The sequence below is a fragment of the Nocardioides nematodiphilus genome, from assembly GCF_020216525.1.
Classification (GTDB): Bacteria; Actinomycetota; Actinomycetes; order Propionibacteriales; family Nocardioidaceae; genus Nocardioides; species Nocardioides nematodiphilus.
This window is the reverse complement of the sequence record NZ_JAIWOY010000002.1, coordinates 560423-580619: the sequence shown is the minus strand read 5'-3', so window position 1 is coordinate 580619 and position 20197 is coordinate 560423. Positions and strand designations below refer to the sequence as shown.

The window sequence follows — 20197 nt, the reverse complement described above, 5'->3', positions numbered from 1 at the left end:
GTCTGGGACGTGACGCGACGCGGGGCGTCGCCGTACGCCACGGCTAGCAGCCCTTCTTGAACACGTAGCAGCGCAGCGGGGGCTCGGCGCTCAGCATCGGGGCGCCCGAGAGCGTGACGAGCGGAAGCTCGGTGCTCGCCAGGCTCGGCAGCGCACTCATCAACGGCAGGAAGCCGGTCACGTCGAGCGGATCGATGCCCGGCATGTAGAGCCGGCCGCAGACCGTACGGGCGATGCGCGCGGGTACGGCCGGGCCCGGGTGGTCGAGGGCGTCCATCACCAAGGCGTACGTGGTCGGGCTGACCGTGCCCGTCATGAGGTGCTCGTAGACCTCGAGCGGACAGATCGACTGGGTGGCGACGTTCGAGATCCTGCCGCGCCCGGTGTGCAGGGCCGAGGAAGGGTCGTCGCCCGTGCTGGGTGTGACCACCTCGTCGGTGTGCGTGTAGATCTCGGTGTAGCTGATCCCGGCGAAGGTCTCGGTACGCGAGTTGAGCGCGCGCATGAAGGCCGAGCCGCGCAGCTGCTGCCACACCGCCGGGGTGCACGTGGTGACGTGCGGGACGCAGCCGACCAGCATCGTGGTGCCGTGATTGTCACCCGCCATCCCGATCACGTCGTCGACCATGGGGCGGGTCGCGGGCCAGAACCGCAGCGCCCAGCGCATGCTCATCCCGCCCTGGCTGTGGCCGAGGATCGCGATCCGGCGTCCGGTGGTCGCGTGCATCCGCCTGATCGCGAAGACGAGGTACTCGGCGGCCGTCTGGATGTCGCCGAAGGTGTGATGGGGCATGGTGACTGCGCACCAGTACCTGCCCTGGCGCGTGAAGGCCTTCTCGTAGTTCCACGAGTAGTTCTCCGCCGGCGTCACGCTGGTCGCCGGGTTGAGCAGCACCGGCTCGGGCGCGGCATGCGGGTCGCCGTGGCAGGTGATCGCGGCCCGGAGACTTGCTCGGGGCACGCTGAGCGACGGCCCGCTCCGGTTCAGCGGGGCGTACCCGCCGCCGTGCGCGTACGCCGATGGGACAGCGTGCTCGCAGGCAAGCAGGACGACGAGGACGAGCAGCAGGCGACGGAGCATGTCCGGACAACGTCTCGTGCAGACACGGGTTACGACGCGTGCTCGGCCCCTGGCTGAGCAGGCGGCGACAGGTGCGCGCTCCTCGGCGTGGGTCAGCCGGCCCCTACGCGGTGCCGAGCTCGTCCTGCCGACCGTTCAAGGAGTACGTCGCGGGCTGCGGTGTGATGACCGCTCGCACCGTGTGACGGCCTCCGCCGGCTCACGCGCCGTGGGACATCACGACCGCGCGCTCGGCGGCGTGGGCCAGGTCGCTGCGGTGACGCTCGCTCAGATCCGGCATCGCCAGCTCCAGCAGCAGCATCACGGCGCTGCGCGCGGCGCGTCCGGGGTGCCCGCCGGGCAGCTCCGGGGCGATCGCGATCACCTCGACGCAGATGTCGAGGGCGAGATCGCGCCGCCGGCGCGGCAGCCGTTCGGTGAGCAGCAGCAGCGTGTCGTCCATGCTCGGGACAACGACCACCGCAGCGGAGGGGTTACGTGTCAGGCGGAGAGAGCGGGCTCGGCGCCCGGCATGCCGATGAGGCCGGAGCCGGCGATCTTCTCGATCAGCGCAGTCGTCGAGATCGCCGGCGTGCGGGGCAGGTAGACGACCTCGCAGATGTCGCGGAACTCGTCGAAGCGACCCTCCCAGTCGTCACCCATCACGAGGACGTCGGCGCCGTACGAGAGGATGTAGTGGCGCTTGAGCTCGAGGCTCTCCTCGAGGAAGACCTCGTCGACCTGCTTGAGCGATCCGACGATCGCGAGACGCTCGGCCTGGCTGAAGACAGGGGCCCGGTTCTTCTTGCGCATGTTGAGTGCATCAGCGCTCACCCCGACGATCAGCCGGGTGCCGAGATGGGCCGCACGCTCGATCACACGGAGATGGCCGACATGGAAGACGTCGAACGTACCGAAGGTGATGACCGTGCGATTGTGCATTAGAGAATTCTGTCACGTGAGTGCCGTCCGGAAAGAATCAGCGGAGAGGGCAGAATCACCTGCATGACGACGGCCAGCCCGATCACGGACACGACCGCCGACGAAGCCCGCCGACGCGCGCTGCGGAGGATGCGGACGGTGGCGACATCGCTCCTCGTGGTGGCGGCGATCGTCTTCCTCCTGACCCTGCATCACGACGGCTTCCTGGGCTTCGTCAACGCCGGCGCGGAGGCATCGATGGTCGGTGCGATGGCGGACTGGTTCGCGGTCACCGCGCTCTTCCGGCACCCCCTCGGGCTGCCGATCCCGCACACCGCGCTGATCCCGCGCCGCAAGGACGACATCGGGCACAGCCTGGAGGAGTTCGTCGGTGAGAACTTCCTCGCCGAGGACGTGCTGCGCGAGCGGATCGCGGTCGTCCGGCCTGCCCGCCGCGCCGCGGCCTGGCTGGCGCAGGAGGCCAACGCCCGCACGCTCGTCGACGAGGTCTCCACGGTCGCGGCGGCCGGCCTGGGCAGGATCCGCGAGGAGCACATCGCCGAGCTGGTCCACGACGTCCTCGTCCCACGCTTCGCCGAGGAGCCGATCGCGCCGTTGCTCGGCGGCGCGCTCGAGGGCGCCTTGGCCGACGACCTGCACCACGGCCTGGTCGATCTGGCCCTGGTCGAGCTGCACGGCTGGCTGCAGACCCACCCCGAGACGGTCACCGATGTGCTGGGGGAGCGGGCGCCGTGGTGGGTCCCACCCGCGCTGCGCGAGCCCGCGGCGGCGCGGATCCACGTCGAGATCGTGCGCTGGGTCGCCGAGATCCGCCGCGACCCGCACCACCGGGCGCGGGTCGCGCTCGACCAGCTCCTCGGCGAGCTCGCCGACAACCTGCAACACGACGCGGGCACGCAGGAACGCGCCGAGCGGTTCAAGCTGCGCCTGCTCGAGCACCCGCAGGTGCTCGCGACCTCGATCGACCTGTGGAACGCCTTCCGGCGCGCACTCACGACCGCGCTCAACGACGACGAGGGCGCGCTGCGCGCCCGCCTGGTCGAGGAGGTCACCCGGTTCGGCGCACGCCTGTCGGGCGACGACGCGCTGCAGGAGCGCCTCGACGGCATCGCCGCCGACAGCGTCGTCTACGTCGTGAAGCGGTACGGCAAGGAGGCCACCGCCGTCATCACCCACACCATCGAGCGCTGGGACGGCAAGGAGGCCTCCGAGCGCATCGAGCTGCACGTGGGCCGCGACCTGCAGTTCATCCGGATCAACGGCACCATCGTCGGTGGTCTGGTCGGCGTGCTGATCCACGCCGTGTCGACGGCCCTCTGACCGGAGGACCGCCCCTCGTCACAGGCGGAAGTGGCCGACCAGGTCCTTGAGCTCCCCGGCCATCGAGGTGAGCCGGGTGGCCGCGTCCAGCGTGCCCTGTGCGCCGGCCTGAGTCTCCGCAGCGGCGCGGGCGACCTGGGTGGCGTCCTCGGCGATCCCGTTGGCGCCGTTGGCGGCCTCGGTCACCGAGCGGGCGATCTCGTTGGTGGTGGCGGTCTGCTCCTCCACCGCGCTGGCGATGGTGCCGGTGATGTCGTTGATCTCGGTGATCACGCCGGTGATCTGCGCGATCGCCTCGACAGCGTCGGTGGTGCTTCCCTGGATCGCCGCGATCCGCTGGCTGATCTCCTCGGTGGCCCGCGCGGTCTGGCTGGAGAGCTCCTTGACCTCGTTGGCGACCACGGCGAAGCCGCGACCGGCATCGCCGGCCCGGGCGGCCTCGATGGTGGCGTTGAGGGCGAGCAGGTTGGTCTGGGCGGCGATCGAGGTGATCGTCTTGACGACCTTGCCGATCTCGGCGCTCGCCTCGCCGAGCGAGGCGACGGTGCCCTGCGCGCCGCTGGCGACGCCGACGGCCTGGGTGGCGACCGAGGACGCGTCCGTGGCGTTGCGCGCGATCTCGCTGATCGAGGCGGTCATCTGCTCGGCAGCGGTCGCCACCGTCTGGATGGAGGCGGAGACCTCGACCGAGGCCGCCGACGCCGTGGAGGCGCGGTCGGTGGTCTGGGCGGCGCCCTCGTCCATGCCCTGCGCGACCGCGGTGAGCTCACCGGAGGCCAGGTTGAGCGCGTCGGCCGTACGGTTGATCTGGTCGATCGAGGAGCGGAACGCGCTGACCAGCTCGTTGAGACCGGTGCCCATCTGGCCCAGGTCGTCGGTGCCGACGACGTCGGTGTCCGAGGCGAGGTCGCCGGCGGCGACCCCGCGGACGAAGACCAGCAGCTCCTCGAGGCGGCGCTTGCTCTCCTCCGCCTCGGCGGCAGCGCGCTCGGTGGCGCTCGCGCGCTCCATCGCCTCGGAGATGATCTGGGCGATCGACCGGATCGCGGCCTTCCGCTGCTCGGACAGGAGCAGCTCGACGTCGAAGGCGATCTCGATCGCGCCGATCACCTCGCCGTCGGTCGTGATCGGCAGGGCGAGCGCCGACTTCACACCGGCCTCGGCGGCCTCCTGGGCGCCGGCCCAGTCCGCGTCGGTCGCTGCGGCCACGTCAGCGATGTAGTACAGGTCGCGGCTCGACCAGGCCTTGCCGCACAGGCCGTCGCCCTTCTCCCACCGGACCTGCGCGTCGAGCGCGCGTCCCTGCTCGCGGATGCCGGGCACGCCGGCGTCCTGCACGGCGGCCATCCCGCCGGCGTCGTCGATCGCCCAGTACGCGAGGTACGGAAGCTGCCAGCGCTCGGCGAGGACGTCGAGGACGGTCTGCATCGTCGTGGCGCGGTTCTCGGCGCCGGCGAGGCGGGTGAGGAGGGTGTTGGTCGTCGCCGCGTCGGTCTCGGCGTCGGCGGCGGTGCGCTCGGCCGTGACCCGGTCGGTGATGTCGACGGCGCTGCACAGGGCGCCGTGGTAGGCGCCGTTCGCGTCGCGGATCGCGCTGAGAGAGACCTCGACGCTGCGTGCGCCTACGGCGGTGCGCAAGGTGACGGGCAGTCGCTGGGGGTCGCGAACGGCCCCGGCGAGCTCCGGGTTCTGCGGCAGCATGATCGCGAAGTCGGCGCCGATCATCGCCTCGAGGGTGATCGGCTGACCGGTCATCGCGCGGGCATCGGCGATCGCGATCGCGTTCGCGTGCAGCACGCGGAAGTCGGGATCGACCACGAAGGCCCCGATCGTCATCGCGTCGACGATGCCGTATCCGAGCGACGGCTGGGTGATGGGCGCGAGATCGAGGTCGAGAGTCACGCCTGTCGATCGGCCGGAGCCCCGTCCATCTGAGGCGGGGACCCTCCGTGACGGGGCGGTGCTCAGTTCACCCAGACGGCGCGCGCACCGGCATCGCCGGTCATCACACAGAGCACGATCACCGCGATGCCGCCGATCGGGAGAAGGACCGACACGGCCGTACGGGCGGCGCCAGGCCGCTCGTGCAGCCACCAGCCGAGCAGTGCCAGTGCACCGAGGACCCAGGTGGAGAACTGGAGCTTGCCGGCGAGGTCCTCGTGGTGGCGGATCGCCTCCGCCCCCGGTGTTCCGGGGACGAGGTGCATCGTGCTCTCCAGGTCGCCGCCGGTGAACGCGGCGAACCAGACCAGCACCGCGGAGATCACGCCGAGGGCAAGGACCCACGGACGCAGGCGGTCGCGCATCCGCGGGATCGCGTAGCCGACGGCGAGCAGCCCGGCCAGCGGGGCGGCGACCACCGCGCCGTGCACGACGAGCGGATGGAGCGGGAGGCCGTTGATCGTCATGGGGCCATCGTGCCGAACCCACCTGATACGCACCTGAAGACATCGGTGAGGAGTGCGTGGAGCGCGTGGCCACTAGGGTGAGCCTGTGGCGACCGACTACACCGATGACCTGCGTCTCGCGCACCTGCTGGCCGACGACGCCGACTCGATCAGTGCCGACCGGTTCAAGGCGTTGGACCTGCACGTCATGACCAAGCCGGACCTCACGCCGGTCAGCGACGCCGACCAGGCCGTCGAGGAGTCGATCCGCCGTACGCTCTCCCGGGCCCGCTCGCGCGACGCGATCACCGGCGAGGAGGAGGGCTCCTCGGGCACGGCCGCACGTCGTTGGATCGTCGACCCGATCGACGGCACCAAGAACTTCGTCCGTGGCGTGCCGGTCTGGGCCACCCTGATCTCGCTCGCCGTCGAGGACGAGGTCGTCATGTCCGTGGTCTCTGCGCCCCTGCTGGGCCGCCGCTGGTGGGCCAGCAAGGACCAGGGCAGCTGGACCGGCAAGTCGCTGATGAAGGCGACCCGCAACCAGGTCTCCGACGTGCGTCGGCTGGAGGACGCCTCCCTGGCGTACGCCTCCCTCGACGGCTGGGAGGAGCGCGGCCGGCTCGACGACTTCATGGCGTTGATGCGGCGCTGCTGGCGCACGCGCGGGTACGGCGACTTCTGGTCGTACATGCTGCTCGCCGAGGGCGCCGTCGACATCGCCGCCGAGCCCGAGCTCGAGGTCTACGACATGGCCGCGCTCGTCCCGATCGTGACCGAGGCCGGCGGCATCTTCACCTCGCTCGACGGCGAGGACGGCCCGTGGGGCGGCAACGCGCTGGCGACCAACGGCCACCTGCACGATGCCGCCCTCTCGTTCCTGGGCAGCGTGCCCGACGGCGACGACCCGGACTGGCCTACCAGCGGCCCCGGCTCGGTCACGCCGCTGCGTCGCCCCTGATCAGTCCTCGGCGCGGTGCGTGCCGGTGCTGGACGTGCCGGTGCTGGGCGGCGTGGGCTCGTAGTCACGGGCCTTGTGGTTCACCTCCGGGTCGAGGCGGTCCGCCTCGCGCAGCCGGTCCTCGTGCGCGGCCTCCTGCTGCGCCAGGGCGGTCTGGGCGGCCTCCGCCTCGCGCTGGGCGCGCTCGGCCTCGAGGCGAGCGGCGTCCGCGCGTACCTCGGCCTCCTGCGCCTCGGTGCGGGTCGAGCCGATCTCCGGGGCGCGCGTACGGGCCTCCTCGCGCAGAGCCTCCGCGCGGGCGCTGCGCTTCTTGCGCTCCGCCGAGCGCCACACCGCGAGCGCCAGCAGCAGCACCACCACGATGACGACCGCGAGAATGATCCAACCAGTCATGGACATGACGACTCCCTTCGTTTCAGGGAGAGGTACCCACGGATCTAGCCGAGGCATCATCCGCGGGTCTACGGTCGCAGCATGCGCATCGGAGAGATCTTGGCGGCCAAGCCGTCCTCCGGCGTCGTGACCATCGGTCGCGACGCCTCTGTCCGCGAGCTGCTCGCCGTGCTGGCCGAGCACAACATCGGCGCCTGCGTCGTCAGCGACGACGGCGAGGGCCTCGACGGCATCGTCAGCGAGCGCGATGTCGTACGCCGGCTGCACGCCGACCCCGCGGTCCTCGACCAGCCGGTCGCGGCGATCATGACCAGCCAGGTCACCACGTGCGCCACCGGCGACACCCTCGACCAGGTGATGGCCCAGATGACCGAGGGCCGCTTCCGGCACCTGCCCGTGGTCACCGACGGGGCACTGGTCGGCGTGATCAGCATCGGTGACCTGGTCAAGCACCGGATCGAGGAGCTCAGCTTCGAGCGCGACCAGCTGGAGAGCTACGTCCACCAGGTCTGAGATCGGGCTCGCGCGGGGCGCCTCGATAGGCTGGGTGCATGAGCCAGAAGCCTGAGATCGACTTCATCGACCCGTCGGAGACCTACACCGACCTCGTCATCAAGGACATCACCGTCGGTGACGGCGACGAGGCCGTCGCCGGCAAGACCGTCGCGGTCCACTACGTGGGTGTCGCGCTGAGCACCGGCGAGGAGTTCGACGCCTCGTACAACCGCGGTGCCGCCTTCCAGTTCCCGCTCGGCGGCGGCCGGGTCATCGCCGGTTGGGACCAGGGCGTCCAGGGCATGAAGGTCGGTGGCCGCCGTCAGCTGATCATCCCGCCGCACCTCGGCTACGGCCAGCGCGACCTCGGCGTGATCAAGCCCAACGAGACCCTCGTCTTCGTCGTGGACCTGCTCAGCGTCGGCTGATCGTTCCTGCGGTGACCGCAGATCACCAGGGCAGGTCGTCCACGTAGTCAGCCTCGCTGACCGGTCGGGCGGCCTGCCCGCGCAGCTCCACGACATCGCCGACGTGGAGCTGGCGACCCCGGCGGGTGTCGATCTCGCCGTTGACCTGAACCTCGCCGGCCGCGATGACCTCCTTGGCCTCGCCGCCGTGCTCGACCAGGTTCGCGAGCTTGAGGAACTGCCCGAGTCGGATCATCTCCTCGCGGATGGGCACGTCATCGATCTGCGGGCCCTGCGGCTCGACCGCCTCGACGGGCTGGGGCTCTGCGGACTTCTTCTTACGACCGAACACCGCGCCAGTCTCCCACTGATCGTCAGTAGGACGAGACCGAGCGCGCGTCCAGCAGGCGCCGGAACGACATCACCCGCTCCGGGTCGGCGTCGCCGCGCTCGACGGCCTCGTCCAGGCCGCACTCCGGCTCGTCCGCGCCGTGCGTACATCCGCGCGGGCAGTCCTCGGTCATCTCGTCCAGGTCGGGGAACGCCTCGATCAGGTGCTCCGGCTCGACGTGGGCCAGCCCGAAGGAGCGGATGCCGGGGGTGTCGATGATCCACCCCCGGGTGAGGTCGTCGCCCGCGTCCGGCAGCCGGAGCATCAGGGCCGAGGTCGAGGTGTGGCGACCGCGGCCGGTGACCGCGTTGACATGGCCGACCTCCCGCCTCGCATCGGGGACGAGCGCGTTGACCAGCGTCGACTTGCCGACGCCGGAGTGGCCGAGCAGGACGCTGGACTGGCCCTCGAGCCGCTCGCGCAGCTCGCTCAGGTCGCCACCGCCCGGCTGGTTGACGCCGTGCGTGACGACCCACGGCACGCCGAGGGCGCGGTAGGTCGACAGCAGGATCTCCGGGTCGGCCAGGTCGGCCTTCGTGAGGCACAGCAGCGGCGAGAGCCCGGCGTCGTAGGCCGCGACCAGCGCCCGGTCGATCAGCCCGTGCCGCGGCTCGGGGTCGGCCAGCGCGGTCACCACCACCAGCTGGGTCGCGTTCGCGACGATGACGCGCTCGTACGGATCGTCGTCGTCGGCGGTACGGCGCAGGACGGTCGTACGCTCCTCGACCTCGACGATGCGGGCGAGACTGCCGTCGACACCCGAGACGTCGCCCTCGAGCCGGACGCGGTCACCCACGACGACGCCCTTGCGGCCCAGCGGGCGGGCCTTGACCGCCCAGATCAGCCGGCCGGCGACCATCACCGTGAAGCGACCGCGGTCGACGGTGACGATGACACCAGGGACCGCGTCGGCGTACGTGGGCCGCTCCTTCGTGCGCGGTCGCGAGCCTCGCCGGTTGGGCCGGTCGTAGTGCTCGGGGTCGTGCTCGGAGTAGCGGCGGTTCAATCAGGCCCCCGGCGTCGTGGTCGGCTCGAAGAGCGCCGACCAGAAGGGTGCGAAGTCCGTGAACGTCTTGGAGGTGGTGCCGACGTTCTCGACCAGGATGCCGTCGACGGCGGCGCCGATGATCACACCGGCATGCGCCATCCGGTGGTCGGCGTAGGTGTGGAAGACACCGCCGTGCAGGGGAGCGGGGCGGATGACGAGGCCGTCGGGCAGCTCGTCGACGTCGGCGCCGAGCGCGTTGAGCTCGGTGGCCAGGGCCGTCAGCCGGTCCGTCTCGTGACCGCGGATGTGGGCCACACCGGTCAGCCGGGACGGCGTGCTCGCCAGCGCGCACAGCGCCGCGATCGCCGGGGTCAGCTCACCGACGTCGCGCAGGTCCATCTCGAGGCCGCGCAGGCCGCCGCTCCCGGGGCCGGAGACGGCCAGGCCGGCGTCGGTCATCTCCACGTGGCAGCCCATCAGCGTCAGGATCGTGCGCAGCTCGTCGCCGGGCTGGTCGGTGGTCTCGGGCCAGTCGCGCACGACCACCCGTCCGCCGGAGATCGCGGCCAGCGCGAGGAACGGCGCGGCGTTGGACAGATCGGGCTCGATGGTGCGATCGAGCGCCTTGACCGGGCCGGGCGCGACCACCCAGCGGTCGGGCTGAGCGTCGTCGACCTGGACGCCGTGCTCGCGCAGCATCGACACCGTCATCTCGATGTGGGGCAGCGAGGGCACCGGCTCGCCCTCGTGGCGGATCTCGACGCCGGCGTCATAGCGGGCGCCGGCCAGGAGGAGCGCGCTGACGAACTGGCTCGAGCCGGAGGCGTCGATCGTGACCACGCCGCCGGGCACGGAGCCGTCACCGGCGAGGGTGAAGGGGAGCGCGTCGCCCTGGGCGTCGACGCCCAGGCCGCGCAGCGCCTTGAGCACCTCGCCGATCGGGCGCTGGCGCATGTACTCGTCGCCGTCGAAGGCGATCCTGCCGCTGTTGAGCGCCGCGACCGGCGGCACGAAACGCATCACGGTGCCGGCCAGGCCGACGTCGATGGCGCCGTCCTGGTCGAAGGTGGCCGGGGTGACCGACCAGTCCTCGCCGCTGGTGTCGATCTGGGTGCCGAGCGCTGTCAGGGCCCCGGCCATGAGCGAGGAGTCGCGCGAGCGCAGCGCCCGACGTACGACGGAAGGTCCGTCAGCGATCGCGGCCAGCACGAGGGCGCGGTTCATCAGCGACTTGCTGCCGGGCAGCGAGAGCGTCGCGTCGATCGGCGCGCTCACGCGCGGGGCGGGCCAAGGGTCGGCGATCGGGGACTGCGTCACGACCGCAGCCTACCGAGGCCCGGCCCCGCGTCGTGCTTCTGCTGGGACTCAGACGAGCTTCGCCTTGGCCAGCTCGCCGACCGCCATCGCCTGCGCGCGAGCTGCTGCGGCCTGGTCGCGAGCGGCCGCAGCGATCGCGGGCGCCTGCTTCTTGGCGTGCTTGCGGGCCTTCTTGGCCCTCTTCTGGGCGTCCTTGCGCAGGTCCTTGATCATCGGCGCGGCCTGCTTGCGAGCCCTCTTCGCCTTCTTGCGGGCCTCCTTGCGCAGGTCCTCGATGACCGGCGCGGCCTCGGCACGGGCCTCCTGCGCGGCAGCCGTGGCGCTCGCGGCGAGCACGCCAGCGTGCTCACGGGCCGCGGCTGCGACGACCGGGCCCTTCTCCTGGGCGACCTCCTTGGCGTGCTTGCCGGCGGCGAGCAGTGCCGTGCCGACGGTTGCGCCGACGGCGGCCGTGCCGCGGTCGGCCTCCAGGGCCACCACCTTGCTCTCGAGCTTGGCGGTGTGGGCGGCGTGCCCCAGGTCGCGGCGTACGTCGCTGACGGCGTGCTTGGCCAGCCATGCGACGCCCGGCTTGCCGTCGGTGTCACCGGCGGCGATCAGCAGACCGCCCAGCAGGGAGACGTTCTTGGCGAGCTGGATCTGCTGCTGCTTGCGGACCTCCGGGTCGGTCTCGTTCCAGAAGTCGTGCGCTGCGACCGTGGTCGGCACCAGCGAGGTGGCGAGCACGGCTGCCGAGAGCCGCGGCAGCCGACCGGTCGCCAGGCACAGGCCGGCGGCGAGCTGCACGCCGGCGTTGATCTTCACCAGCTTCTCCGGGTCGTGCGTGATCGGCACGCCGGCGCGCTGAAGGAAACGGACGAGCGGGTCGGTGACCGGCTCCGCCTTCTTGGCTGCGCCGGACGAGTTGCGCAGCGTGGAGATGGGACCGACCAGGAAGATCGAGGCCAGCAGGGGACGCGCGATGGTTCGGCTCAGGCTCATGCAGGGCCGGTTACCCCGCTTCGCGCGGCGCATGCGCCCAGACCTCTAGGACCCCAGCGTGTCGCCGGTCGCGCGGTGGAAGGTGGTGTCGCCGCCGGTGCTGTCGACGAAGCCCTGCGGCGTCAGTGAGGCATCGACGCTCCACGGATCGCTGACGTCGAAGTCGAGGTGAAGAAGCTCGCCGTCGCGATCGACGGTGCAGGTCAGGTCGAGCGTGCCGCTGGGAGCGGTGGGCAGCGTGCAACCCGACGCGACCGGTCCCAGCGCATCGGTCTGGCCGGCCGCCCAGCCCGTGATGCCGGTGATGTGGATGTGGAACGAGGCAGTGTGGTCGGCGGGAATGCCACGGACGCTGAGGTGGACGTGCTCGTAGCTCCCGCCGACGGTGATCGGATGCGAGATCAAGGCGAGGTCGGAGGAGAGCGGGTCGACGGTGAGCGCGACCGTGCCTGACGCGGAGGCGCCGGCGGGGTCGGTGGCGGTGTAGCCGAACGAGTCCGGGCCGGAGTAGCCGGCGGACGGGGTGTACGTGGCGGCGCCGTCGGGTGCGATCACCACCGTCCCGTGTGCCGGGGCGTCGCCGATCGTGTAGCTCAGGAGATCGCCGTCCGGGTCGGAGGCGTGGGCGCTGAGAGCGACGGTCACCGGGGACCCGTACGCGGTGCTCGCCGTGAACGATCCCGCCACCGGTGCGCGGTCGGGCAGCGCGCCGAGGTGGACGGTGACGGTCGCGTGGGCGGTGCCGCCGTGGCCGTCGCGGACGGTGTAGCCGAACGTGTCACTGGCAGCGTCGGACCCCACCGGTGGGGTGTAGTGGATGGTGCCGCCGACGATGGTCGCGCGGCCGCGCTCGGGCTTCGTCACCGCCTTGATCGCCAGCGCGTCGTGGTTGGCGTCGCTGTCGTTGGCGAGCACGTCGATCGAGATCGGTGCGGCGGTGGTCAGCCATCCGTTGCTCGCCCGGGCGCTGTCGTCGCCGGCGACCGGAGGGGTGTTGGGCGTGCGGACCTCGACGCTGCCGCGGGCGGTGCCGCCGTGGCCGTCGGTGAGGACGTAGGTGATCGTGTCCGTGCCGCGCCAGCCCGCGTCCGGGGTGTAGGTGACGGTGGTGTGCGGGGCGGCGCTGGGCGTGACCGTACGGGCGGCGAACGGGGCGAGCGTGCGGCCGGCCGGCACCCGGGCCGCCGCACGGTCGATGACGACGGTGCCGTGGGACGGCCTGGTCACCGAGGCCGACCTGATCCTGATCGGGTAGCCGTTCGGGGCGACCGCGCCCTTGGTCAGGTCGATCGTGACGGGCGAGGTGGAGGACCGCGCGACCACCGGTCGGAGCGGCGTCCTGATCTCCAGCCCGGAGCGCGGGGCGCTCGGCGGCGCCAGGGCGGTCGCCGCGGTGGTCGCCGGAGCGACCGGAGGCGTGGTCGCCGTCGCGGTCGCGGGCGGCCGGCCCGCCGACTGCGTGGCGGTCTTCGAGGGCGGCGGGGCCGGCGCCTGGGTCGCGGGCGCGGTGCTGGGTGAGGAGGCCGGTGGCCGCGTGGTCGGGGCGGCCTGCGGGGACGAGCCGCCGTACGAGAGAGCGGCGGCCGCGACGACAGCGGCCGCGGCCACCACACCCGTGGCTCCGGCCGCGACCCGGCCAACAGGGTTGTGCAGCACCCAGTCCTTGCCACGGTCGAGGAAGAGCAGCACGCCGCCCTTGGTCGCGGCGATCGCGCCGACGTGTGCGGCGGCGAGGTAGCCGGCACCGGCGCTGCCGAGCAGCATCGGCGCGAGCACGGCGCCGAGGTCGTTGTTGACCTCGGTGAGCTCGAGATAGATCGCGCTGCACTCACGGCAGCCGCCGAGGTGCTCCTCGACCTTGGCGCCGTCGCGGCGCGAGATCCCGCCGCGCAGGTACGCGCCGAGGTTGGCGCGGGCCGTGGCGCAGGCGTCGACGGCCGCGTCCTGGGCGTGCATCGAGATGAAGGCCTGGCGCAGGCCCTCGCGGGCCCGGTAGGCGAGGGCGGAGACGGAGTTGGCGCTGATGCCGAGCAGCGGCGCCACCTCGGCCGGCTTCTGGCCCTCGACCTCGGTGTGCCACAGCACCTGCTGCCAGCGCTCCGGCAGCGACGCGAACGCCTTGGCAGCCGCGGCGTTGTCGAAGCCCGAGATCGCGGTGTCCTCGAAGGCGATCCCCGGGTCGTATGCGGTCATGTCGTCGGTCGTGGTGAGGCGTGCGCCGGCACGCATCTTGTCCACGTGGAGGCGTCGCAGCGAGGTCAGCAGGTAGGCGCGGAACGCCAGGTCGGGGCCGCCGCCCTTCTGCAGCGCCGAGAGCACCTTGGCGAACGCGTCCGAGACCAGGTCGTCGACGTCGCCGGCCGAGACCAGCTGCCGGGCCAGGCGTCGGGCGGAGTCGACGTGTCGCGCGAAGAGCAGGCCGTACGAGTCGAGATCGCCGCCGCGCACGGCGGAGATCAGCTCGGCGTCGCCGGGCTCATCGAGGGGCACGAGCCCGGAGGGCTGACCCTGGTGCACATCACTCACAACACCTTGACGTCGCCGGACGCGCGTCATGACGCGATCGACGCAATTCCGTCATCCCCCCGTCCCAGATCTGCCTTGCTGCCGGCGGCACGGTCAACGAACAAGGATCGAAAAAGTCCTGAAAAAGTCTCCGAACCGCGTCATGACCGCGTCGGGTCCGCGTCCCATCATCGTACGGCGCAGCGGCGCCGCACAGCTGAATGGACAAGGGAGGCTCACGTGGGGATCTTCGCCCGCCAGCGGACACGCCGTGAGCACCAGCAGAGCGGTGCAGAGCTGACCGACGACCTGCGGAGCGCGCTCGCCCCGCAGTTCGAGGCGGTAGGGGAGGCACTGGCTGCTGGGACCTCGTCCATGGAGGCGTGCTGGGTGGTGGGTCGCAGGCAAGCGGAGCAGGGCGCCTCTCTCGGGGAGAGCCTGGAAGGACTGCGCGCCACCACCCAGCTCGTCGTGGGCCGCGACCCGGTGTTCGACGAGTCGCACGCGCTCTCGCTGGCCTGGAGCGAGTCCGTGCTGGGCTACCTGCACGGCCTCTCCTGCGCCGACCCCCTGACCGGTCTCTCCACCCACGCGCACATCCGCGAACGCATCGCTGAGCTCTACCGCAACGCCGTCGCCGACTCCATCGGGGCCAGCAGCGTCAGCCGCAGCCATGCCCTGGTCGTCACCGACGTGGGGCACGCGGCCGACGTCCGGGACCCGGTCTCGGTGGCACGACGCCTCGCGCTGCTCGGCGACGCCGCCCGTACGGTCTTCGCCGGCAGCGAGACCATCGGCCAGATCGGCACCACCAAGGTGGTCGTGGTCGCGCCGCGCAACGAGCGCCTCGCGGACCGGGTCTCCCTGCTGCGGCGGATGGTCGTGCCGGAGGCCTCCCGCGTCTGGATCGAGGGCCTGCCCGGCTCCGACGCCTCAGCGGTCTCGCTGCTCGACGAGCTCGCCCGCGCCTGACGCGCCGGGGTCCGCACTACTGTGGCCCCATGTGCGGCCGCTACGCGTCCAGCAGGGACCCACTCGACCTCGCCGATGAGTTCGGTGTCGACGAGACCTATCTCGCCGCGCCCCTGCCCGCCTCGTACAACGTGGCTCCGACCGACGAGGTCTACGCCGTCCTCGAGCGGCCGGCCAAGCCGGACCGACCGCAGCAGCGCCAGCTGCGCGCGGTGCACTGGGGTCTGGTGCCGTCCTGGGCGAAGGACGCGAGCATCGGCAGCCGGATGATCAACGCTCGGATGGAGACGGTCGCGGAGAAGCCGTCCTTCCGCAAGGCGTTCGCCTCGCGGCGCTGCATCGTGCCCGCGGACGGCTACTACGAGTGGTACGCCACCTCGCAGACGACCGCGAAGGGCAAGCCGGTCAAGCAGCCGTTCTTCATCCGCCCGCGCGACGGCGGCGTGCTCGCGATGGCCGGGCTCTACGAGATCTGGCGCGACCGCTCGATCGAGGACGCGGAGGCGCCCGGCGCATGGCGCTGGACCTGCACCGTCATCACCACCACCGCCGAGGACGACCTCGGCCGGATCCACGACCGGATGCCGCTGATGGTGGAGCCGGACCGCTGGGACGACTGGCTCGACCCCACCCACCCGGCTGCGCTCACCCTGCTCGAGCCGGCCGCCCCCGGTCGCCTCGAGGCCTACCCGGTCAGCGCCCTGGTAAGCAACGTCCGCAACAACGGCCCCGAGCTGATCGAGCCGCTGCCCCTCACCCCCGCCATCGAGGAGTCGTTGCTGTGAGCACCCCACAGATCACCACGATCACCACCATGTACGGCGACGGGAGGCTCGAGGTCCACGCGGCCGAGGCGCCCATCGCCACGGTCCTGCTGAGCCACGGCGCCGGCAACGGCATCGAGACCCACGACCTCCAGGCGCTGGCCAGCGCGCTGCCCGCAGAGGGCATCAGCGTCGCGCTCTTCGAGCAGCCGTGGCGTGTCGCCGGCCGGCCCGTCGCCTCCGCGCCGGCCACCCTCGACGTGGGCCTCACCGCCGCAGCCGAGGCCCTCGCCGTCACGAGCCCTCTGATCGTCGGCGGCCGCTCGGCCGGTGCCCGCTCCGCGGCCCGTACGGCGACGAGTCTCGGTGCTGTCGGCTGCCTCGCGCTGGCCTTCCCCCTGCATCCGCCGGGCAAGCCGGAGAAGAGCCGGGTCGCGGAGCTGCTGGGCGCAGGAGTGCCGACGCTCGTCATCCAGGGGGAGCGTGACCCGATGGGCCGACCCGACGAGTTCCCCGGCCAGGCAGGCGCGATCGACCTGGTCGTGGTGCCCGCCGCGGACCACTCGCTGCGGGTCGGGAAGACGGGGCCGCTGGACCAGGAGGAGGCCAACGCGATCCTGGTCGAGTCGACGCTGGAGTGGCTGATCCGCGAGGTCGTCGGGACCCGCGCCTGACCCGCCCGGAGCGCGGGGAATGAGCCACGAGGGCGCGCTGTTGTGCTGGACATGATCGCCTGCCTCGACCGTCCCTCGACATCCGCCACCGCGGCTGATGATGGCCGCGTACTCTTGGCATCGATGTCTGACACCTTCGATGACCTGACCGCCTCGCTCGCCGTGGACCCGGCGACCGAGACGGATGCAGAGCGCGCTCTGCGGTTCGAGACGGACGCGCTGCCGTTCCTCGACCAGCTCTATTCCGCGGCGATGCGGATGACCCGCAACCCGGCCGATGCCGAGGACCTGGTGCAGGAGACGTTCGCCAAGGCGTACTCGTCCTTCCACCAGTTCAAGCCTGGCACCAACCTGAAGGCCTGGCTGTACCGGATCCTCACCAACACCTTCATCAACAACTACCGCAAGAAGCAGCGCCAGCCCCAGCAGTCGATGTCCGAGGACGTCGAGGACTGGCAGCTCGCGCGCGCCGAGTCGCACACCTCGCACGGGCTCAAGTCCGCCGAGACCGAGGCGCTCGAGCACCTTCCCGACTCCCAGGTGAAGCAGGCGCTGCAGCGTCTGCCCGAGGAGTTCCGGCTCGCGGTCTACCTCGCGGATGTCGAGGGCTTCGCCTACAAGGAGATCGCCGAGATCATGGAGACGCCGATCGGGACCGTGATGTCCCGCCTGCACCGCGGTCGCCGCCAGCTGCGCGACCTGCTCTCCGACTACGTCAAGGAGTCGGTGGCATGAGCGCCTCCCTGGACAACGGGCACAGCGAGCACGCCCACGGCGGGGCCGATGAGCCGACCTCGGCGGAGTGTGCCGACTACCTCGAGCAGATCGTGTACTTCATCGACAACGAGCTCGACGAGGCCGACTGCTCGGCGGTGCGCCAGCACCTCGACTCGTGCAACCCGTGCCTGGCCAAGTACGACCTCCAGCGCACCGTGAAGCAGGTCGTCGCACGCTCCTGCTCGGAGGTCGCACCCGGCGAGCTGCGCGCCAAGATCATGCTCCGCCTGCAGCAGGTCCGCGTGGAGATCACCCACGACTGACCCAGATTCGCCCTCTCGAGGCGGATTTGAGAGACTGGCCCCTGCCCCTCGTGGGCGATACGTATCGATCCAGGAGGACACCATGGGCAAGACCGGCCGCAAGCGCCGCGCTCGTAAGAAGAAGGGCGCGAACCACGGCAAGCGCCCCAACGCCTGAGCGCATCAAGCAATCGAGCCCCCGGCCTCACGGCCAGGGGCTCGCTGCTATTTCCGGGCCTGCGGGACCGCGGGTCGAGATCTACCCCTTGCGCAGGTCCGGGTTGCGGCGGCGCAGCACGTCGACCATGACCAGCAGCAGATCCGCCCGTACGGCCGGCGGCTGCGGGCCCAGAGCGAGCTGGAGGTAGAGGGCGCGTAGGAAGGACTCCGCGTTGTCGCGCGCGATCGCGGGGACCCGGTCGGTCGCCCCCACCCGAGCCACCCAGGTCTCGACGACGGAGAACGGCACCGCGTTGCGGCGCAGCACCGCGATGGTGGCGCGGGCGAGCTGGTCGGCGTCGTGCTGCGCGTAGGCGAGCGCGACGGACGCCAGGACGCGGTCGGCGACGACGTCGAGCAGGACGGTCAGCTCGGGCGTCGCCAGGTGCGGGGAGAGGGCGAGGGTCGCGAGCGCGTCAGCGCCGTGCGCCAGTGCCTGGGCCGGGCCCTTGCCCGGGACGACGGAGCGCAGGTCCTGCTCGCGCAGCAGCCACGTCGCGAGCCGGTCGCCCCACTCCAGGACCTTGCCTCCCGGCACGAGGGGCCGCTCGTTGTCCCGCGCGATGCACTCGCGCAGCACTAGTGCCGAGAAGCTGCGGCGGAAGACGCTGTCGGTGCCGGTCTCGCCCAGTCCGGCGATCAGGCCGGCGGCCATGCCGTCGCCCAGTCCGCTGAGCAGCTCGTCGTACACGCCACGCGCGATCCACGTCGACAGGGTCGGGTAGGCGATCGCGTCTCGGATGTCGGGATCGGCGTCGCCAAGCATGCGGGTGAGCTCGGTCGTGAGCTCCACCAGCGGGCGGTCAGAGGGGACACCGAGCCCCTGTGAGCGCACTGCTTCCCAATATGACCCGGACATACCCTCATCCTCTCAGATGCCGAGGCCTCACTAGTGTGTGGATCGTGCCGTCGCTGTTCGAGCTCGCGCAGAGCCACACCGACCTGGACGACGACGACGTCTCCTGGTTGCAGCTCCTCATGGCCGACTGGCAGATCGTCGCCGATCTGTCCTTCGCCGACCTCGTCCTCTGGCTGCCCGATCGGGAGGGCAAGGGCTTCTGGGCCGCCGGTCAGATGCGGCCCACCACCGGTCCCACGGCGTACGTCGACGACATGGTCGGCACCTTCGTCCCCGAGGGTCGTCGGCCGGTCCTGGACGAGGCGTTCGCGGCGGGCCGACTGGTGCGCGAGGGGGATCCGGAGTGGCGCGACGACGTGCCGGTACGGGTCGAGACGATCCCGGTCCGCCGTCAGCAGCGGGTCATCGCCGTGATCAGCCGCAACACCAACCTCCTGGGCGTACGCACCCCCAGCCAGCTCGAGCTGACCTACCTCCAGACCGCCTCCGACCTCACCCAGATGATCGCCGGCGGGGAGTTCCCGGCCGCGGGCCAGCGCAGCGACCATGCCGACACCCCGCGCGTGGGCGACGGCTTCCTGCGCGTCGACGCTGACGGGGTGGTCGTCTACGCCAGCCCCAACGCGCTCTCGGTCTACCGCCGTCTGGGGCTCTCCGGCGACCTGGCCGGCTCCTCGCTGGCCGATCTCACCCGTGGGCTGGTGCCGCCGCGCGACCGGCCCGACGAGGAGACGCTGAGCGCGGTCCTCGGCGGCCGGGCGTACCGCGACACCGAGATCGCGTCCCGGGCGGTCTCCCTGATCGTGCGCTCCATCCCGCTGCGTCCGCAGGGTCGCCACATCGGCGCCTTGGTGCTGGTCCGCGACGTGAGTGACCTGCGCCGCCGCGATCGCGAGCTGGTCACCAAGGACGCCACCATCCGCGAGATCCACCACCGGGTGAAGAACAACCTCCAGACCGTCGCCGCGCTGCTGCGCCTGCAGTCGCGCCGGATCGGCGAGCCCGCCGCCAAGGCAGCGCTGGATGAGGCCGTACGACGGGTCGGGTCGATCGCGCTCGTCCACGAGACCCTGAGCCTGCAGGCTGTCGAGCAGAAGGTGCTCTTCGACGAGATCGCGGATCGTCTGTGCGTGATGGTCACCGAGGTCTCCGCCGTCGGTGCACCGGTGCGCGTGCGCCGTGACGGCAGCTTCGGCGCCCTGCCCAGCGAGATGGCCACCGCCTTGGCGATGGTGCTCACCGAACTGCTGCAGAACGCCGTGGAGCACGGCTACGCCGACGCCTCCCCGGGGGATGAGACCGGGCGCATCGCGCTGCGGGTCGCTCGGACCGGCGGCCGGCTCCGGGTCGTGGTCGAGGACCACGGGCGCGGGCTGCCGGAGGGCTTCGACCTCGAGCGGTCGACGAACCTCGGGCTCTCCATCGTCAAGACGCTGGTGGAGTCCGAGCTCAAGGGCAGCCTGCGGCTCGAGCAGCGGTCCGGCGGTCCTGGCGCTCAGGCCACGATCGACGTACCGCTGGAGGAGTGAGGAGCGAGGTCACG

Annotated in this window: 23 protein-coding genes; 11 read left to right on the top strand and 12 right to left on the bottom strand. The window is 71.5% G+C overall.

Going from position 1 to position 20197, the window contains the following annotated elements:
• Positions 1–43: 43 nt before the first annotated feature.
• From KSO98_RS05900 to KSO98_RS05890, 3 genes are all read right to left on the bottom strand, one after another.
• Positions 44–1081 (bottom strand): esterase/lipase family protein, encoded by a 1038-nt coding sequence (locus KSO98_RS05900; protein WP_225284109.1) that lies wholly within the window; start codon positions 1079–1081, stop codon positions 44–46.
• Between the two features lie 199 nt (positions 1082–1280).
• Positions 1281–1523 carry a hypothetical protein gene (locus tag KSO98_RS05895; RefSeq protein ID WP_225284108.1) on the bottom strand — a complete coding sequence of 81 codons (243 nt, stop codon included), beginning with the start codon at positions 1521–1523 and terminating at the stop codon, positions 1281–1283.
• A gap of 38 nt (positions 1524–1561) precedes the next feature.
• On the bottom strand, positions 1562–2002 hold the full coding sequence (locus KSO98_RS05890) for an FAD synthase family protein (RefSeq protein ID WP_225284107.1): 441 nt from the start codon (positions 2000–2002) through the stop codon (positions 1562–1564).
• Positions 2003–2131: 129 nt separating this feature from the next.
• On the opposite strand from KSO98_RS05890, the gene KSO98_RS05885 reads away from it, so the two are divergent.
• Positions 2132–3322, top strand: a complete 1191-nt coding sequence (locus KSO98_RS05885; RefSeq protein ID WP_225284156.1) for a DUF445 domain-containing protein — start codon at positions 2132–2134, stop codon at positions 3320–3322.
• Positions 3323–3340: 18 nt separating this feature from the next.
• On the opposite strand, the gene KSO98_RS05880 is transcribed toward KSO98_RS05885, so the two are convergent.
• Together KSO98_RS05880 and KSO98_RS05875 are read right to left on the bottom strand one after the other, a co-directional pair.
• A complete protein-coding gene (locus KSO98_RS05880; protein WP_225284105.1) occupies positions 3341–5224 on the bottom strand; it encodes a methyl-accepting chemotaxis protein in 1884 nt (627 codons plus the stop codon).
• 62 nt (positions 5225–5286) lie between these two features.
• Positions 5287–5730: a DUF2231 domain-containing protein gene (locus tag KSO98_RS05875; RefSeq protein ID WP_225284104.1), complete on the bottom strand. Its 444-nt coding sequence runs from the start codon at positions 5728–5730 to the stop codon at positions 5287–5289.
• Between the two features lie 85 nt (positions 5731–5815).
• On the opposite strand from KSO98_RS05875, the gene hisN reads away from it, so the two are divergent.
• Positions 5816–6670 (top strand): histidinol-phosphatase, encoded by an 855-nt coding sequence (hisN, locus tag KSO98_RS05870; protein ID WP_225284103.1) that lies wholly within the window; start codon positions 5816–5818, stop codon positions 6668–6670.
• Here hisN and KSO98_RS05865 read toward each other — a convergent pair whose 3' ends face one another.
• Entirely contained in the window at positions 6671–7069 is a 399-nt protein-coding gene (locus KSO98_RS05865; protein WP_225284102.1) for an SPFH domain-containing protein, read from the bottom strand.
• Positions 7070–7144: 75 nt separating this feature from the next.
• On the opposite strand from KSO98_RS05865, the gene KSO98_RS05860 reads away from it, so the two are divergent.
• On the top strand, positions 7145–7576 hold the full coding sequence (locus tag KSO98_RS05860; RefSeq protein WP_225284101.1) for a CBS domain-containing protein: 432 nt from the start codon (positions 7145–7147) through the stop codon (positions 7574–7576).
• Between the two features lie 38 nt (positions 7577–7614).
• The gene (locus KSO98_RS05855) at positions 7615–7986 is read left to right on the top strand and encodes an FKBP-type peptidyl-prolyl cis-trans isomerase (protein ID WP_225284100.1); all 372 of its coding nucleotides are present in this window, start codon (positions 7615–7617) and stop codon (positions 7984–7986) included.
• Between the two features lie 22 nt (positions 7987–8008).
• On the opposite strand, the gene KSO98_RS05850 is transcribed toward KSO98_RS05855, so the two are convergent.
• The 5 genes from KSO98_RS05850 to KSO98_RS05830 form a co-directional block, all read right to left on the bottom strand.
• Complete coding sequence (locus KSO98_RS05850; protein ID WP_372457765.1) at positions 8009–8221, bottom strand: RNA-binding S4 domain-containing protein; 213 nt, start codon at positions 8219–8221, stop codon at positions 8009–8011.
• 118 nt (positions 8222–8339) lie between these two features.
• Positions 8340–9362: a ribosome small subunit-dependent GTPase A gene (gene rsgA, locus KSO98_RS05845; RefSeq protein WP_225284099.1), complete on the bottom strand. Its 1023-nt coding sequence runs from the start codon at positions 9360–9362 to the stop codon at positions 8340–8342.
• Positions 9363–10661, bottom strand: a complete 1299-nt coding sequence (aroA, locus tag KSO98_RS05840) for a 3-phosphoshikimate 1-carboxyvinyltransferase (protein ID WP_225284098.1) — start codon at positions 10659–10661, stop codon at positions 9363–9365.
• Between the two features lie 48 nt (positions 10662–10709).
• Positions 10710–11642 (bottom strand): DoxX family protein, encoded by a 933-nt coding sequence (locus KSO98_RS05835; protein ID WP_225284097.1) that lies wholly within the window; start codon positions 11640–11642, stop codon positions 10710–10712.
• A 45-nt stretch (positions 11643–11687) separates the two neighbouring features.
• Positions 11688–14168 (bottom strand): sigma-70 family RNA polymerase sigma factor, encoded by a 2481-nt coding sequence (locus tag KSO98_RS05830; RefSeq protein ID WP_225284096.1) that lies wholly within the window; start codon positions 14166–14168, stop codon positions 11688–11690.
• 219 nt (positions 14169–14387) lie between these two features.
• Between KSO98_RS05830 and KSO98_RS05825 the strand changes: the two genes are divergently transcribed.
• The 6 genes from KSO98_RS05825 to KSO98_RS19030 all read left to right on the top strand — a co-directional run bounded on the left by KSO98_RS05825 (position 14388) and on the right by KSO98_RS19030 (position 17754).
• A complete protein-coding gene (locus tag KSO98_RS05825; protein WP_225284094.1) occupies positions 14388–15119 on the top strand; it encodes a hypothetical protein in 732 nt (243 codons plus the stop codon).
• A gap of 29 nt (positions 15120–15148) precedes the next feature.
• Positions 15149–15904 carry an SOS response-associated peptidase gene (locus tag KSO98_RS05820; RefSeq protein WP_225284092.1) on the top strand — a complete coding sequence of 252 codons (756 nt, stop codon included), beginning with the start codon at positions 15149–15151 and terminating at the stop codon, positions 15902–15904.
• Entirely contained in the window at positions 15901–16557 is a 657-nt protein-coding gene (locus tag KSO98_RS05815) for an alpha/beta hydrolase family protein (protein WP_225284090.1), read from the top strand. Before KSO98_RS05820 ends, KSO98_RS05815 begins: the two co-directional genes overlap by 4 nt.
• A gap of 123 nt (positions 16558–16680) precedes the next feature.
• Positions 16681–17292 (top strand): sigma-70 family RNA polymerase sigma factor, encoded by a 612-nt coding sequence (locus tag KSO98_RS05810; RefSeq protein ID WP_225284088.1) that lies wholly within the window; start codon positions 16681–16683, stop codon positions 17290–17292.
• The gene (gene rsrA, locus KSO98_RS05805; RefSeq protein WP_225284086.1) at positions 17289–17597 is read left to right on the top strand and encodes a mycothiol system anti-sigma-R factor; all 309 of its coding nucleotides are present in this window, start codon (positions 17289–17291) and stop codon (positions 17595–17597) included. Before KSO98_RS05810 ends, rsrA begins: the two co-directional genes overlap by 4 nt.
• Before the next feature lie 82 nt (positions 17598–17679).
• Complete coding sequence (locus tag KSO98_RS19030) at positions 17680–17754, top strand: 50S ribosomal protein bL37 (RefSeq protein ID WP_369759046.1); 75 nt, start codon at positions 17680–17682, stop codon at positions 17752–17754.
• Between the two features lie 81 nt (positions 17755–17835).
• Here the strand turns inward: KSO98_RS19030 and KSO98_RS05800 are convergent, their stop codons facing one another.
• Positions 17836–18588 carry a DUF2785 domain-containing protein gene (locus tag KSO98_RS05800; protein WP_225284084.1) on the bottom strand — a complete coding sequence of 251 codons (753 nt, stop codon included), beginning with the start codon at positions 18586–18588 and terminating at the stop codon, positions 17836–17838.
• 110 nt (positions 18589–18698) lie between these two features.
• On the opposite strand from KSO98_RS05800, the gene KSO98_RS05795 reads away from it, so the two are divergent.
• Positions 18699–20183: a sensor histidine kinase gene (locus KSO98_RS05795; protein WP_225284083.1), complete on the top strand. Its 1485-nt coding sequence runs from the start codon at positions 18699–18701 to the stop codon at positions 20181–20183.
• Positions 20184–20197: the final 14 nt, after the last annotated feature.